Source organism: Pseudoalteromonas sp. SR41-1 (assembly GCF_014164015.1).
In the GTDB taxonomy this organism is placed as follows: Bacteria; Pseudomonadota; Gammaproteobacteria; order Enterobacterales; family Alteromonadaceae; genus Pseudoalteromonas; species Pseudoalteromonas distincta.
On the sequence record NZ_JACJEK010000002.1, the window covers coordinates 117,652 to 132,261 of the forward strand.

Consider the following 14,610-nt stretch of genomic DNA (forward strand, 5'->3'; position numbering starts at 1 on the left):
AAGGAGGAAGTTATGCCATATAAAAATCGTGATGAATTACCTGAGTCGGTAAAAAGTAACTTACCTAAACATGCTCAAGAGATATATCAAGAGGCGTTTAATAGTGCGTGGGATACCTATAAGGACCCTAGCGATAGAAAAAACGATGATGACCGCGAAACAACAGCGCACAAAGTAGCTTGGTCGGCGGTTAAAAATAGTTATAGCAAAAATGATAATGGAAATTGGGTAAAGTCGAGTAACTAAACTAACAACAAAGCTTAAGCATTAAAAAGCCGCCATAGCTGATATAGCGGCTTTTTATATAGACGTTTTATAGTTGCGCTGTTTATACAATACTTTGCAGTCTGTTTGAGTAAAAACTGGTAAGCAAAACCATAAGTACTGCTTTAAACACGAATGTGAGTTTGGTTTAAATTTGCGTTATTATTTATTTGTATTAGCCAATCAGAGAACACTTTGAATTATTTAGCTCATCTTTATTTAGCGCAGCCCACAGCTGATTCTCACTTTGGGAACCTGTTGGGTGACTTTGGTGGAAAAAGACATGTAAAGCACTTACCAAACACAGTTAAAAATGGCCTCGATAACCATTATTTAGTTGATAAATTTACCGACTCTCACCGCGCAGTTAAACACGCTAAACAATACTTTTCACCCGAGCGTAAACGCTTTGCTGGTGTGGCCATTGATGTGGTGTTTGATCACTTTTTAATTGTGCATTGGCAACGATTTAGCAAGCAACCTTTAAGTGATTTTAAGTACACCAGCTATCAGCTTTTAAATAACCGTATACCTGTTATGCCAGCGCGAATGCAGCATGTTGTAACAAGTATGACTAAAAACGATTGGTTTAAAGAGTACGAAACCGTTGAGGGAGTAGGGCTTGCGCTTGATAATATAGCCAAACGCATTCGTTTTACGAACACTTTTGAGGGTGCGGCTGATGACATAGCACAGAATTACGATGAATTAGAAGCCGTGTTTTTAGCGTTCTTCCCGGAGCTAATTAAGCATGTGAATGAGTTTGACCTTGAAAGCCCCTCAAAAAATGGCATAAAGCGCATTATTTAAAGTTTTCATCAATTGTTAATCTTTTGTGATAAGTTAAGGTGAAAAAAACGCTACTCTAATACAAATTAATTTTTGAGTGTTTTTAATGAATCGCAATTACTTGGTTATTGTGGGCTTTGCTGTTTTAGCGGCATTTCAATCCGGTGCTGTATTGGCTTTCGACTTCGACTTAAAATCGGTACGCACAACTATTTCAAACCCAAGCACTAGCCACGCGCTAATATACGACGACTTGGCGCAGAGTAATCAAAAAACACTGTTTTCGTTAGAGCCCATAAATAACCAGCGTGTGGGTGTGTTTTTTGATATTAACGACATTGAAATTGGCTACTCTGCCGACATTTTTGAAGATGACGTTGAAACAAAAACACAGGATATACTGCTCTCGTATAGAAAATTTAAAAATTCTAAAATCACATTTAACTATCAAACGCTTGAAGGGCTGCAAAGCACGGCTAGCAATTTAAGCGGCAATCAAACGGATCAAATTTTCTCGCAAAATACACGTTCAACCAAGTTTGAGCTATCTGGCCAACACAACTTTTATACCTTCAATAATAAAGAGTCTTTGTTTGAGCATTTTTTTCTTAATAGGCCAAAGCTAAGTAACAAATTTGATATGTCGTTAAGTATTGTTGGCGCTTGGTCTTTCAAGCATGTATCCCTTGAGAATAAAGATAATATTGTATTTCAGGCTGATTTTTTAAATTCACCTGTGCCACAGGTCACTAAATTAATTTCTAATTCGTATGGGGCGAGTATTGGCTCGCTTTTATCATTTTCGTTACCGCATAATGTTCACGTATTTGCTGAGTACAAAGTAGGTAAAGGGCATATTCAAAACACAAACCCTGGGCTGGGGTTAAAAGATTCGGGCGCCGAAAAAGTTGAAGCATACGGCGGTGGAATTTCTTGGACTTCCGACAATAAAAAACTTATGGTCGTACTACGTGCGTGGGAGCAAACAGGCCGGCATATAGATACTTCTTTTGGTGATTTGTCAGTAATTAAGTTTTTTTAGTATTGATCACCAAAATAGTAAATTTACCAGGAATACTATGAGTAAGAATAACGCAGTACCTCAGGCTTATGTGAAGCAAGAGGAAGGTTACCGAATTAAAGCCTTAAGATTGTACCCTTGGGTATGCGGGCGTTGTGCTCGTGAGTTTGAGTACTCTAATTTACGAGAGTTAACGGTGCATCATATAGATCATAACCACAGTAATAATCCAGAGGATGGCAGTAACTGGGAGTTATTGTGTATTTATTGCCACGACAATGAGCACAATAAATACCACGAACATATTATGTATGGCGGGTCCGACTACAGAGCGAAAAGTTGAGGCTGCAACGCATTCTCCATTTGCCGATTTAAAAGCGATGCTTAATAAATCAAAGTAGCTTTAGAGAGAGCTATTTAGCAAGAGCGAAGCATTTTGTGCCTCGCTCAAATTTGTCGCTAAATTTTAATCGCCTCAGTGGGCGTTGTTGATAATCCACTAAAATACTTCATTACTAATTGGCCTTGGCTGTCTTTTTCTATTACTAAGTAATTGTTTGAATTAGGATAGTAAAAGCTATTTTTAGACATGGTAATTAGTTTTGTTTTATCGCCACCGGTGCGCTTAGAATACAAAACGTCATTTTCAAAAATTAGGCTGCGTAAGGTGTTTTTATCAATACGGTAATCACCCAATACGGGCGCTAACTGCTGCGCTGTTACATCTGCTTTTTTAAACTCGGGGAGCGCAATACCCAGTGCTTTGGCTGTGAGTTTTTCGTTGATAAAAATAGGGTTTATGTGGTTTGAATTAGCCAGTACTGCAACATATAGCTTTTGCTCTGGAATATAGCGTGCATGTGCTAAAAAGCCATTTATTCCGCCAGTGTGTTTAATTACGGTGTATTCATTCAAAGGCTTAATAATTAATCCGTAACCATAGGATGAAAAGCTGCCGTCATTGAGTTTAAAAGGGCTAACCATCTTCTCATAACTTGCCTTACTAATAAGCTTGCCAGACGATAATGCGCTAAACCAAATGTTTAAGTCGGTTGGGGTAGATATAAGCGCACCTGCGGCATAAGGCCAGTCCATATTAATATAACTTGTGTTTATAAAGCCTTGCTCTGTTTGCTCATACCCAGCTGCGCGGTGAGCAACAATTTCTTGCCCTTCATAGCTGCTTTGAGTCATCCCTAGTTTTTTAAATATATTTTGTTCAATAAAGTCTTTGTAAGATTGCCCACTCGCCACTTCAATTATTTTACCTAGCAGTGAATAGCCCGTGTTCGAATAAGCCATCGCTTCGCCGGGTTCAAACACCATTGGGTGTTTGGCAAATCTCTTGAGTGTATCGTCAACGCTGATGGGTACTTGTATTTCTTTATCGAATAAGTCGTCGTCATCTGTGTAGTTGGCTATGCCTGAGGTGTGGGTTAATAAGTTTTCGATTGTGACGAGGTTGCCCTCGGTGGGGAAGCTTGCAACATACTTATGAATATCATCGGTAACCGCTAGCTTACCTTGCTCTTGCAACATCATAATTGCAGCTGCAGTAAATTGTTTTGAAATAGAACCTAAACGTAAAACGCTTTGCTCATTAAGTGCAATGTTATGCTCAAGGTTGGCAAGCCCGCGCGTTCCTTTGAAAAGTACTTTGCCATTTTTGCTTATAATTACCGATACCCCGGGCTCGTTTTCAAATAGGCTCTCGTTAAGAATTTCCTGATATTGCGAGGCTGTCGGATTTGCTATTACAAGGCTGGGTGTTAATAGCAAGAGGGCTAACAAACAGCTAGCGTAAAATGGCTTAATCATATTCATCCTTTTAGTTTTTATACCAAACCTGTAAATAGGTTTAGCAATCCTTGTACTTATTAGTGAATTAATATTGCACAGCTAAAAAGTAAACACAATTATCAGATTTTATAGGGACTCAGTAATAGGTATAATCGCCGCGTTTATTGGTTTTATTATTTTCTTACAAGGAAGTTATTTATATGCCTGATATAACGGCTCTATTTTATATTGCGATTATGGCTTTTTATTTATTACACAAAAACGAAGAGGGCAAAATATTAGTGCCCATAATAGGTTTTTCTGCAATTCCTCTTTTTAGCAACGATTACTGGCTATGGTTTAAGGTAAGCGTAGGGTTAGGAATTTATGTATTGGTGGTGGAAAAAGCTAAAGCAGGGTATACCGGTGGCGGGGCTGTTTCAGCATTTGCTATGTTTTTTATGGTGGCTTTTTTAGTTAGTATTATTATAAAAACTATTTTTTCTGTTGCTATTAAATTTAGTTTTTAAACCTCATGTTTATTTAGTCAAAACTAAATTATCTCTACTTTCTCGCGCATACTTGTGGTTTATTATTTTTAATAAACCACAAGTAGCCCTTTAATTTAAATTAATGAGTTAAAAACATTCCAACATTAGTGCCAAAAACTAGTGGCACTGTATCTTTACCTATTTTGCCAAATTTTATTGAGTTACCCATTACTTCTCCCGCTAATGGGTAGCCTTGCCATATAATGTCACCTGTCTTTGTACTAACTTCAGAGATAAGACTTGATTGTGAATAATAATTATTGTCACTTGAGTTTGTGGTAATTAATACATTATCAGAATAGGGTAATTGTATTAGGCCTGTTACTTCACCATTAATTCGAGCTTTTAGTAATAGTTCTAAGTCTAATGAAAAAGTAACTAAATTACCCTGATATGAGTATTCAGGAGAAAAACATAAAACACTATCCGTTTGAGGTTGTGCATAAAGACTCTTACATTCCTCTGAGTTTACTGAACTGGAGCGCATGCTCAGTTTATTATTCTCAAAGGTAAGAGTTGTTAGGCTATCTCGAGTACTTAGTATTACTAATTTTTCCCCTAAAGTACTTGTTGTGGCAGTAATTGAGGTGATGGCACTGCTAGCTGTCCATGTAGCTAGAATATTATTGTTACTAATGTCGTGTACGGTAAGTGTTTCATATGTGGCTATTAATGCATCGTCATAGCCATCGTTATTAATATCAGTAACCTCTAAAGCATTATAATTAGAAGAGTCATCTTCTGTCGTTACTTGCCATTTAGAAATATCAGACTCTAATTCAATTACGTTTAGGGAAGGAGAGTAATTGCGAGTTCCAAATATAAATAATTCATCATAATTGTCTGAATCTATATCACCTATTGCTGCTAGGGCTGCTTCGAGAATATTTGATGAGCTATTATAATTAGGTGTAACTTCACCATCTTCATTCATAGTTAAGTATCGAGGGCGAATATAGCCACTATTTGTACTAGGAATTATATAAACTGCCGCCTCTTTTTCAGGGCTTATATTTGCCCACCCAGCTGCAATATAGGAATCGTATTGTGAAGGTGATTCTCTATTTGCGTTATGCCATAAAATTTCGGGATTTGGAGTAATACCAGCGACTACTAGTATATCTTTACCTGAACTGCTTAAGCCTGTCCCCCAAACAATTTCTTCTTTACCATCATTATTAATATCGCCAACAACCATCGCAGCGCTGCCATGATCTATAAGTGGCAGTGTCCACAGCTCTGCATGGGTATTATCAGTAATATCGTAGGCGTGAACTTGACCCCATTGGCAGTCGCCAATTATTATCTCATCGGCTGGGTCGTTATCTATATTTGCTGTGGCTACAGAACAATTATCCTGATTATTAATAGTTAGGATTTGAGAGCGATCATTAGCATTCCATACTGTTATCGAATTCCATCCTTCAGTGCTAATGATCTCATCTATACCATCGCTATTTACGTCACCTGTTGCCATAATTGGGCCAAAGCCGTCAGCGTTAAACCATTGACTGCTAGCACTTTGGATATCAAAAACTTCACCGTTTGAGAGTATTAATTCTAATGATGTGTCGCTATCGATATTGGCAACAGCTATTTCAATAGGAGAATCTCCCTCTAGAGAAAAGCTAAAAAGCTCTGTTTGAAAATTATTGTCGTAAACAACAGCTTCTTTAGCGCTATAGCTTTCACCGAAAATTACGATTAATTCAGGTTCGCTATCACTATCAATATTTTTTACCATAAAATTGTGGATAGTTTTACTTGTCGAAAATACACTGCGAGGGGGCTGTGTAAAACCACTTACTTGATAGATATTATTATTTGTTCCTACAAAGGTATTGTTTGCGCCATTATCTTCTTTAAATACAGATAGGCGCATTTCATTCTGATTACCGCCAAAAGAGTATGGGTAGCTGTAAATTGATTCGAATCCATCGCTTTTTTGAGATATAACAGACAGTCCACCTAATTTATCAAGCACCAACATTTCGTTATTTTCATCGCCAATGAAGTTACCAATTTGCATACCGTTAGATATATGGGTGAGCTCAATATCCTTTCGCATTGTAGGTGCTTTAAAGTTTGGTATTGTTACATTTATTTCACTAACTAATGGCTCAAGGGTTCTATCAGATGTAAAAGCAAATTTAACCGTATTTTGTTGCGTTATCATAGGCAATAGTGGGGTCCATTTTACTTCCCCTTTGCTTGATACCGTCATTCCAGTGGGTCCGTATAATAACTCGACTGGGGTGTCTGACTCAGCATCTTTATTTACATTGAATGTAACTTCTTCGCCTGCTTTTGCTTCAGTAGGTGCGCTTGATAAAGACAACGTTATTGCTCTATCAAGTGTAAAAATAGCACTGCCGCCAGTGCCTGATTCATACCATTGCATTTGTTGTTCATTAGGAAAACTAGCAAATAGCTCAAGGTTAGCCCCAACAATATAATCAAAAGAACTTTCACAGTCATACCCTTGATTTTGTTGCTCAAAGCTCAGGGTTAATGAGTGACGTTTACCGCTATCAACAGATGCATCAAATGAGTAGCTACCGGTTACATTCGACTGATTAGAATTGATTTCGAAACTACCATCTGTATTAAACTGAAATGTTTCTAAGCATTTATTTGGGTACTCGTAAAACCAAGTGGCACTAATTGATTTTGATGTTTCATTAACAGCAGTTACAGCGGAGTTTGGGGCGTCTTCACCCCCGCCACCGCAACCGGAAATGAAGCTCGTTGATAAAAATATTACAGAGAGTAGCTTTCGCATTACATCTTCCTTAATCTGAGCTTTGATAAGCCATATAAATAAACTGAAATATAAGATTAGCCATGACGCTGAGCATAACTAATGTATAAAAGTGAACGAATTGTGAATAAAAATAATCAGTAAATCTAGTTAAATCATAATTATTTGTAAACATAAGTAAATTGAACGACTGCTAAAGTGGTTGGTTTGAGATAATTAATAGTCGTACGGCTGTTGCGCATAGCCGGTACTAATTGAGCGTCCAAAAAAAAAGGCCGGTTAATACTTGGTAGTACGGCCTTTTAAAACTCTAGAATAGATTAGTAATTATAAAGTTTATTTTTTCTTTTCGCTTGGTGCTGGTTGGCCATAATTAGGTGAACGAGGTCCATATAATAAGCCGTTGTAAACATCTGAAGAAAGTAAGCGTGTTGAAGTCATTGCTGCGATTTCAAAGCCTTTATCGGTTACCGTTTCAGCAATTTGATTGATTGCTGCAATAACAAGCATACCTACAAGGCCACCACCGCCATTACTTTGTTGTTCAGCTGAAGAGGCTCTTGCTTTACCTTGCCATAATTGCTCGCCAGTGCGTAAATCAACTAGTGAGGCTGACACAGTTACAGCTGTTTCGCTAGAAATTACAACATAGCTAGTGCCGTATTCTTCAATAGTGATGTAAAGCGCAGAGTCTGCACCAAAAATTTCATGTAATTTATTCGCCGGTACTTGGTGTACGTCGCTTGCAACAGTGAGGCCATTACCTTTAAAGGTTTGATCAACTAAAGCAACAGGAAAAACATAAAAACCCGACTCAGCTATAGGCGCGACCATTTGAGTCATCACACTGTATGGTGCAATTACTTCAGGTGTATTATTTAGCGGAGGTAAAATAATAACTGAGTGAGGGTCTGCTTGTTTAAATGCTGTGTAGTCATGTGCTGGTGGAGGTGAAACACAACCAGCGAGTAATGCGACTAATGCGATCGCTGTGTATGATTTTAAATTAAGCATATTAAGCGCCTTTCGCAGATTTTAGAAGGAAGTCGATGTAATGAACTGATTCTGGGAAAAGTGATTTCTCAGTTTCGAAGTGAGTAGTGCCTAATGAAGGATTACCCGTTTCAAAGTGCAGCATACCTAGGTGAGCATGTAGGCCAGGTGCAACATTCTTACTTTTGTTTGCGGCATCGGCAATAATTTGCTCAAGCATACTAATTTGCTCTTCGGCTGTTACGTCATCTGCTTTTAAATAGGCGTATACGGCAGTGCTATAGTCACCGTAATAGTAAATAGGTTCTTTCGTTGAGTTACAACCCGTTAGGGCTATACAAACAAATGCTAAGGTAATTAGCTTTTTCATTATTTATTGCCCCATTGGCCAGCTTCAAGACCAGTAACTAACTTGTTAACGACTTCGCGAATAGCTAGGTCAAGTACTTTGCCATTTAATGTGGCATCGTATGAAGCTGTGCTACCAAAACCAATAACTTCACGTTCTGATAGGCTGTATTCACCAGCACCTTGCACTGAATAAATAACTTCTGATGTAGTAACATCAACAACATTAAGCGTTACTTTAGCATAAGCAATTTGCGATTTACCTTTACCCAATAAACCAAAAAGCTGGCGATCGCCAATGGCTTTACGGCCAAACTCTGTTACATCACCAGTTACAACAAATTTAGCACCGCTAAGAACTTGTTTTGTACCTGTTAACTTTGCTTCTTCTGCAAGGGCTGCCATATTGTCGCGATCAAGCACACTAAAGCGATTTGTTTGTTGTAAGTGGCTCATTAGTGTTGTTTTTGCTTGGCTGCCTAAACGGTCTTGGCCTGATGAAAATATACCATTTTGAAAGCTCGAACGGTTTACAAACTGACCTACGACTAGTTTGCTTTTTGTACCTGAGTAGGTTGTGTTATAGCTAGCAACAGTTGGTGTTTCTATTACTTTTGATGATGTTGTAGCACACCCAGCTAAAGAGGAAGCTGTAATTGCAGCGATTACAATTGTTTTAATGTGGCTTTGGTTAATTCGCATAAATTTTTGTCCATATAGATAATTGCAGAAGTTTTTATTGATAGGCGCTTGATTTTTATACTTATAAGTCAATTACTTATTTCAAGAGTCCATTCAACTTACTTTATAAACAAAAGTCGATGTAAATACAATGTTATTTATGTTTTATACAGATACACACAATAAAAAAGAATAAATTCTTTGTAATAACAATGCTAATTCATTAGTTTTTAAATTATTGAAAGCCTTTTTCTATAGTTGATATACAGGGACATTTATTGCGTGCTGAGTTGTTAATTAATAATTTTATTCAATTAACTTTAATTTTTAAAACCAATTGGCTGCAACTTGAAGTGGGGTAGGGTCGCCTTTTTTAGATACCCAAAACACTAAGGCTTGCTTTGTTGGCGATATTTTTTTAGCGCGAGGCAGGGTTAAGCCAGTTAATGATAATTGCTGCTTGGTCTGCATGTCATTTTGCTCGTAGCCAATAACAACAAAGTCGTGTTTTAACTTATGTCCTGCGTTTTCGCCGCTGTGTATTTGTGATTCTATGCCAAAGCCTAATAGAGCTACATGGGCTATTAAGTTTTGGTTAGTATTATCTTCGATATTAACAGTATCGTATTCGAGATTAATTTTACTGTTGTTTGTAGTCGCTTTTAAATTACCTAAATAACGGGCTTTAGCTACAGGAATAGCTTGTTTATAAAACCAACCTTGCCACCCTTTGCCGTTAACCATAAATCCTGGAGTAGCTACAATCCTACTTTTACCGAGTGCCTTATACGTGCGTTGTCTTTTACTAAAAACAGCAGAGGCAAACGGGTCTTTCCATCCTAAATAATCCCAATAAGTAACATGAAAATTAATAGGGATTAAATCAGTCCATAGTTTTTCATCATCTGTAAACGTTGAAATCCAGCGTTCTGCTGGTGGGCAGCTACTGCAACCTTGCGATGTGTAAAGCTCTAAAAAGGTAGTCTGATTAGCTGTACTGGAAATAGTTACTTGCTCAGCAGCTTGGCTTTGAAAGCAAAAAATTATTAACCCAACAAGTGAGATTAAAAATGGACCGGATAGTGCTTTAAAAGGCATGTTACTTCTCGCAAAGGCTGATATTGCATTCAGCCTAAATGATATTTACGAATGAAGTATCACGAAATACTCACAATTAAATCACGTTTTAACTGTGTATTTTACTTAGTTAAAACTTAATTTGAACACCCGCTCAAGTTGTGCTTTAATCGTTGCTCAATTATTGAGGAACTTTACATGATTAAATTTTATTTTCACCATACTCCTAACCCAATGAAGGTTGCACTCTTTTTAGAAGAAACAGGCTTACCGTTTGAACTTGTTCCTCTTGATACTTTAAAAGGTGAGCAACATACACCTGAATTTAAAGCAATTAATCCAAACGCTAAAGCGCCAGCAATTGTTGATGGTGAAACACGTGTGTTCGATTCGAATGCTATTTTAATGTACCTTTCTGAAAAATATGGAAAGCTAGAAGGTAAGAGCGATGACCGCGCTGAAATGCTGTCGTGGTTAATGTTTATCGCATCTGGTTTAGGTCCGTATTCAGGGCAAAGTGTTCACTTTAGACATATGGCACCAGAAGGGCTTGATTACGCGGTTAACCGTTATTTACGTGAAGCGCAGCGCCACTACGAAGTACTTGATACACATCTTGAAGGTCGTGACTTTATTGTGGGTGATACATACACTATTGCTGATGTTTCTGCTTGGGGCTGGATCGATAAAGCACCGGTTGTATTAGGCGAAGAAGGTTTAGCACCGTATCCAAATCTTAAGCGTTGGTTTGAAAGCATTGATAGCCGCCCAGCGGTTGCACGTGCACGCGTAATTGGTACTGATGTAGCATTTAAAAAAGAGTTTGATGAAGACGCTAAAAAAGCGTTTTTCCCTTCAAATTATCCTAAAGTATAAAAAGTACTTAATACAAACAGCAGAGCCAGCTAGCTGATCTGCTGTTTAGTATTTTATGGATGTGTGAGCGCCTCTTTATTTTCATCTGCCACGAATAAATTAACTTCCTCTGTATGCTGGCTTACGCTATTTCTTTTTAGGGCGATGTATAGGTCTGAGTGAATGTATATGCCCTCTGTTCCTGACTTCATACCGGCAATTTCAAACCATGAGAGCAGCTGGCGTTTTTTGCCTGCAAGTTCAAGCCTTATATCGCGCTTTTTAAATATAACGTCGAGGTCGGCAATGATTGGTATTTTCTTTTATGTGATTAAAGTGATTGCTAAATTAACTGGCATGAGGTTGAACACATGGTTCATCCACAGTAATTTAAGCATAGATCCAAAGAAATAAAAAACGGGCCTTCATGAAGTTATAAGTATTCAAATACAAATTATTTAGGCTAACTTAAAGCCATATATCCTCAAACTTGACTCCGAGGGTATGCTATTAATTTAACACCTTGTTGATAGCTAGGCTTATCAACAAGGCGATACTGAATTATTACTTTTTAGTTGCTTCGAGGTTTGAAATATTTTTTGTATATTCTACACGGTGATTTATATGGACATTAATTATTGTAGTGCAGAGTTCGCAACAAAAATAATAAGGTTAGAATAATCGATGAATTTAAATAGGTACTAAAAGTATTAAAAAACAAAGGATAACCCCTCCACCTCTAATTTACACGTAAGCTTATTTACTTTGGGAGTTGAGTTATTACTCGTCAATCAAGTTGGTGTTAGTCTTGCAACTGCTTTTATGATGATAAAGTGAATTTATTAGTCGTATTTTCAATTATCAATAATTTTTATTAATTAGTGTTAGTAGTTTTACTAAACCACTATTTATTTAATGCGGAGATAATAGCCATGAAAGCGAATATAAGCAGTGGAGATAAAGCCACTAAAGTGGGTGGTATTTTTGACAGCGAACATAAAGCTAAAGCAACCTTTGATATTTTAAATAATGACGAGAATTTTGTAAAACAAAGCATAAGGCTAATCCCACCTCACGATCAACATTACGATGAAAAGGTTGAGCCTGAAGATAAAAAAATTGCTAAAACTATGTTGAAATCACACTTAGTATTTGCCGTAGTTGGTCTTGTTGTTGGTGTGATTATTGCCAGTATACTCTTTTTATTAGAGTTTGAATTTTTACAACAACACATCCTAGAAACATATGTTTCGATAGGTATTCTTTGTACTTTTGTTGGTTTACTAATTGCTGGAGCTTTTTCGTTAAGGCCAGATCACGATGATTTGATCAATAATATAAGAGAAGCAACTCGCTCGGGTCTGTGGGCGATTGTTGTACATACCGATTCCCACGAGAAAATGGAAAAAGCAAAAGATCTTATGCAGCCACACGCTGTATCAATATCGACGACTTTATAATGCTAATTGACATAATAATTTAACCAACAAGGTTGTATAGTAGTGTTGTTGGTTAAACCGTATTATAACTTAGCTGCTCTATTGATGTGACTTCAATATCAGAAGCCTGTTAAGAATTTAGTTATTTTAGCCCATTAAATAGCTTATGTAGTGAATTGAAAATAACTTACAGGGCAATCAGGGGGCTTAGCTGTTTAACTAATCATAAAATACAGTTACTCTTTTTTATTTTATTGCCGTTTATAATTTACAACACGGCTAATTCTTCCTAATTGGTATGAGCTTCAAATAAGGCAACTTCGTCGGTAGGCTGGCTTACACTATTTTTTTGTAGCGCAACATATAGATCGGAGTGAATATATATACCTTCTTTTCCTGACTTCATTCCTGCAATATCAAACCACGAAAGTAGTTGGCGTTTTCTACCTGCAAGTTCAAGCCTTATATCGCGCTTTTTAAATATAACGTCGAGATCGGCAAGCATGGCCATTACACTTAAATCTAAGTGAGTAAAGCAAGGTACTGCATCAATTATTACGCATTGTGTATCGTCTTTTTGTCTTGCGTATTGCTCAAGTAATCTGCGTTTAAAGTAGCTGGCATTAAAATAAGTTAAAGGTGAATTAAAGCGATAGATAAACACGCCTTGCACTGCTTTTGCTTTATCTGTGGCGTCTAAACTTCTTACTACACCGTTAACATCTACGCCGAGTATATTGTCGGTTGGGCGCATAACAGTGCGAATAAATTGAAATAACCCCAGTAATACAGCAAGCGTAATACCTGGGATAACGCCTATAAATAACACCGCTAGTAAGGTAGCTAAGGCGAGATAAAATGCCTGCTTATCTTTTCGTTTTAGTTGCCAAACAGCTTTTAAATCGAGTAAGTGAACAGAGGCAATAATAAGTACAACACCCAGCGCTGCGCTTGGAATAAACTCAAGGGGAGCGGTTAAAAACATCGCTATGATAGCAATAATGGCCGCTGCTATTATTGATACTAACTGCGTTTTACCACCCGTTGCATCGTTAACTGCGGTGCGTGAGTCGGCGCCACTGACTGCAAAACCTTGCGAAAGAGCTGACGCTATATTGGCAATACCCAACGCTCTAAATTCTTTATCGGCGTCTATGTCGTAGCCATTTTTAGCAGCAAAGCTGCGGGCAGTTAGCATCATACTAACAAAGCTCACGATGGCTAAGTTAAGTGCGGGTACCACCAGCTCACGAATAATCCCTAAATCAAAAACAGGGGTATTAAAAACGGGAAGCCCGCCAGTTACGGTGCCAATAGTTTTTATATCAAATTGTTTTAAATCAAAAATCCATACCAAAAGCGCACCAAAGGTAATAGCAAACATAGATGCAGGCCACGTGGGCTTTATCCGTTTCATGGCAAAATAGACCGCCAGTGTAAACAAAGCCATTAATAAGGTGGGAACATGTGTTTGCGCTAGGTATGTGGGCACACCACCGAGGCGTTCAAGTAAGTAGCGCTCATCAAAAGTAAAACCAAATACTTTAGAAAATTGACCCACAATAATAGTGATAGCTACGCCGTTTAGTAAGCCCATTAAAATAGGTTTAGATAAAAAGTCAGCTAATACACCTAACTTAAATTTACTGGCTATAAAGCACCAAAAGCCGGTCATGGCGGTCATGGTGACAACAAGTTGCCAATGCTTAAAGCTGTCACCTGCAGCAAGAGGTGTTACTACAGCGGCAATAACGGCGCAGGTTGCGGCATCAGGGCCGACTATTAATTGTTTTGAAGTGCCGAAAAGTGCATATAGCATCATTGGCAGTATGCAAGAGTATAACCCTACGGCGGCGTTAACACCGGTTAGTTGTGCGTAAGCAATGGCAACAGGTAAAGCTACGGCAGCTACCGATAGCGCCGCCCTTACATCATCAGCAAACCATTGGCGTTCATAGTGCAGCAATGTATTTAAACCGGGCATAAAATTATATAAACGCGACAGCACCTTAGTTTTCCTGCTAATAGTTACAACGTTTTGATAGTAAATTT

13 protein-coding genes and 2 pseudogenes are annotated in these 14,610 nt (G+C 37.8%); 7 read left to right on the forward strand and 8 right to left on the reverse strand.

The features are described from left to right. Positions 1–12 precede the first annotated feature (12 nt). The 4 genes and pseudogenes from H5118_RS02030 to H5118_RS02045 all read left to right on the forward strand — a co-directional run bounded on the left by H5118_RS02030 (position 13) and on the right by H5118_RS02045 (position 2,475). Complete coding sequence (locus tag H5118_RS02030) at positions 13–246, forward strand: ChaB family protein (RefSeq protein ID WP_039485228.1); 234 nt, start codon at positions 13–15, stop codon at positions 244–246. A 213-nt stretch (positions 247–459) separates the two neighbouring features. Next, positions 460–1,074 (forward strand): ACP phosphodiesterase, encoded by a 615-nt coding sequence (locus H5118_RS02035; RefSeq protein WP_182747604.1) that lies wholly within the window; start codon positions 460–462, stop codon positions 1,072–1,074. Positions 1,075–1,159: 85 nt separating this feature from the next. Continuing rightward, the gene (locus H5118_RS02040; RefSeq protein ID WP_182747606.1) at positions 1,160–2,095 is read left to right on the forward strand and encodes a hypothetical protein; all 936 of its coding nucleotides are present in this window, start codon (positions 1,160–1,162) and stop codon (positions 2,093–2,095) included. A 37-nt stretch (positions 2,096–2,132) separates the two neighbouring features. Next, positions 2,133–2,475, forward strand: a pseudogene (locus H5118_RS02045) (YajD family HNH nuclease). Positions 2,476–2,533: 58 nt separating this feature from the next. Here the strand turns inward: H5118_RS02045 and H5118_RS02050 are convergent. Beyond that, complete coding sequence (locus H5118_RS02050; RefSeq protein ID WP_182711459.1) at positions 2,534–3,892, reverse strand: serine hydrolase; 1,359 nt, start codon at positions 3,890–3,892, stop codon at positions 2,534–2,536. 146 nt (positions 3,893–4,038) lie between these two features. On the opposite strand from H5118_RS02050, the gene H5118_RS02055 reads away from it, so the two are divergent. Further along, positions 4,039–4,383, forward strand: a complete 345-nt coding sequence (locus H5118_RS02055) for a hypothetical protein (RefSeq protein WP_259397875.1) — start codon at positions 4,039–4,041, stop codon at positions 4,381–4,383. Positions 4,384–4,483: 100 nt separating this feature from the next. Here H5118_RS02055 and H5118_RS02060 read toward each other — a convergent pair whose 3' ends face one another. The 5 genes from H5118_RS02060 to H5118_RS02080 all read right to left on the reverse strand — a co-directional run bounded on the left by H5118_RS02060 (position 4,484) and on the right by H5118_RS02080 (position 10,285). After that, positions 4,484–7,186 (reverse strand): VCBS repeat-containing protein, encoded by a 2,703-nt coding sequence (locus H5118_RS02060; RefSeq protein ID WP_182747608.1) that lies wholly within the window; start codon positions 7,184–7,186, stop codon positions 4,484–4,486. Positions 7,187–7,501: 315 nt separating this feature from the next. Next, on the reverse strand, positions 7,502–8,179 hold the full coding sequence (locus tag H5118_RS02065; RefSeq protein ID WP_165743139.1) for a DUF799 domain-containing protein: 678 nt from the start codon (positions 8,177–8,179) through the stop codon (positions 7,502–7,504). A 1-nt stretch (position 8,180) separates the two neighbouring features. Further along, positions 8,181–8,528, reverse strand: coding sequence for a DUF4810 domain-containing protein (locus tag H5118_RS02070; protein ID WP_182747609.1), 348 nt, complete (start codon positions 8,526–8,528; stop codon positions 8,181–8,183). Further along, positions 8,528–9,208 carry a CsgG/HfaB family protein gene (locus tag H5118_RS02075; RefSeq protein WP_007378468.1) on the reverse strand — a complete coding sequence of 227 codons (681 nt, stop codon included), beginning with the start codon at positions 9,206–9,208 and terminating at the stop codon, positions 8,528–8,530. The genes H5118_RS02070 and H5118_RS02075 overlap by 1 nt, the downstream gene beginning before the upstream one ends. 306 nt (positions 9,209–9,514) lie before the next feature. Continuing rightward, positions 9,515–10,285: a DUF1223 domain-containing protein gene (locus H5118_RS02080; RefSeq protein WP_182747611.1), complete on the reverse strand. Its 771-nt coding sequence runs from the start codon at positions 10,283–10,285 to the stop codon at positions 9,515–9,517. A 177-nt stretch (positions 10,286–10,462) separates the two neighbouring features. Between H5118_RS02080 and H5118_RS02085 the strand changes: the two genes are divergently transcribed. After that, complete coding sequence (locus H5118_RS02085) at positions 10,463–11,140, forward strand: glutathione S-transferase family protein (protein WP_024590248.1); 678 nt, start codon at positions 10,463–10,465, stop codon at positions 11,138–11,140. Positions 11,141–11,193: 53 nt separating this feature from the next. Here the strand turns inward: H5118_RS02085 and H5118_RS20520 are convergent. Next, positions 11,194–11,430, reverse strand: a pseudogene (locus H5118_RS20520) (sodium-independent anion transporter); the annotation flags it as partial. Between the two features lie 621 nt (positions 11,431–12,051). Between H5118_RS20520 and H5118_RS02090 the strand changes: the two are divergent. Next, on the forward strand, positions 12,052–12,579 hold the full coding sequence (locus H5118_RS02090) for a hypothetical protein (RefSeq protein ID WP_182693385.1): 528 nt from the start codon (positions 12,052–12,054) through the stop codon (positions 12,577–12,579). Between the two features lie 268 nt (positions 12,580–12,847). Here the strand turns inward: H5118_RS02090 and H5118_RS02095 are convergent, their stop codons facing one another. Beyond that, positions 12,848–14,566 (reverse strand): SulP family inorganic anion transporter, encoded by a 1,719-nt coding sequence (locus tag H5118_RS02095; protein WP_182747613.1) that lies wholly within the window; start codon positions 14,564–14,566, stop codon positions 12,848–12,850. Positions 14,567–14,610 lie beyond the last annotated feature (44 nt).

What these genes read in the sequence shown, in the direction of transcription:
- H5118_RS02030 (WP_039485228.1), top strand. Translation starts at nt 13, where the DNA reads ATGCCATATAAAAATCGTGATGAATTACCTGAGTCGGTAAAAAGTAAC.
- H5118_RS02040 (WP_182747606.1), top strand. Translation starts at nt 1,160, where the DNA reads ATGAATCGCAATTACTTGGTTATTGTGGGCTTTGCTGTTTTAGCGGCA.
- H5118_RS02050 (WP_182711459.1), bottom strand. Translation starts at nt 3,892, where the DNA reads ATGATTAAGCCATTTTACGCTAGCTGTTTGTTAGCCCTCTTGCTATTA.
- H5118_RS02060 (WP_182747608.1), bottom strand. Translation starts at nt 7,186, where the DNA reads ATGCGAAAGCTACTCTCTGTAATATTTTTATCAACGAGCTTCATTTCC.
- H5118_RS02065 (WP_165743139.1), bottom strand. Translation starts at nt 8,179, where the DNA reads ATGCTTAATTTAAAATCATACACAGCGATCGCATTAGTCGCATTACTC.
- H5118_RS02070 (WP_182747609.1), bottom strand. Translation starts at nt 8,528, where the DNA reads ATGAAAAAGCTAATTACCTTAGCATTTGTTTGTATAGCCCTAACGGGT.
- H5118_RS02075 (WP_007378468.1), bottom strand. Translation starts at nt 9,208, where the DNA reads ATGCGAATTAACCAAAGCCACATTAAAACAATTGTAATCGCTGCAATT.
- H5118_RS02080 (WP_182747611.1), bottom strand. Translation starts at nt 10,285, where the DNA reads ATGCCTTTTAAAGCACTATCCGGTCCATTTTTAATCTCACTTGTTGGG.
- H5118_RS02085 (WP_024590248.1), top strand. Translation starts at nt 10,463, where the DNA reads ATGATTAAATTTTATTTTCACCATACTCCTAACCCAATGAAGGTTGCA.
- H5118_RS02090 (WP_182693385.1), top strand. Translation starts at nt 12,052, where the DNA reads ATGAAAGCGAATATAAGCAGTGGAGATAAAGCCACTAAAGTGGGTGGT.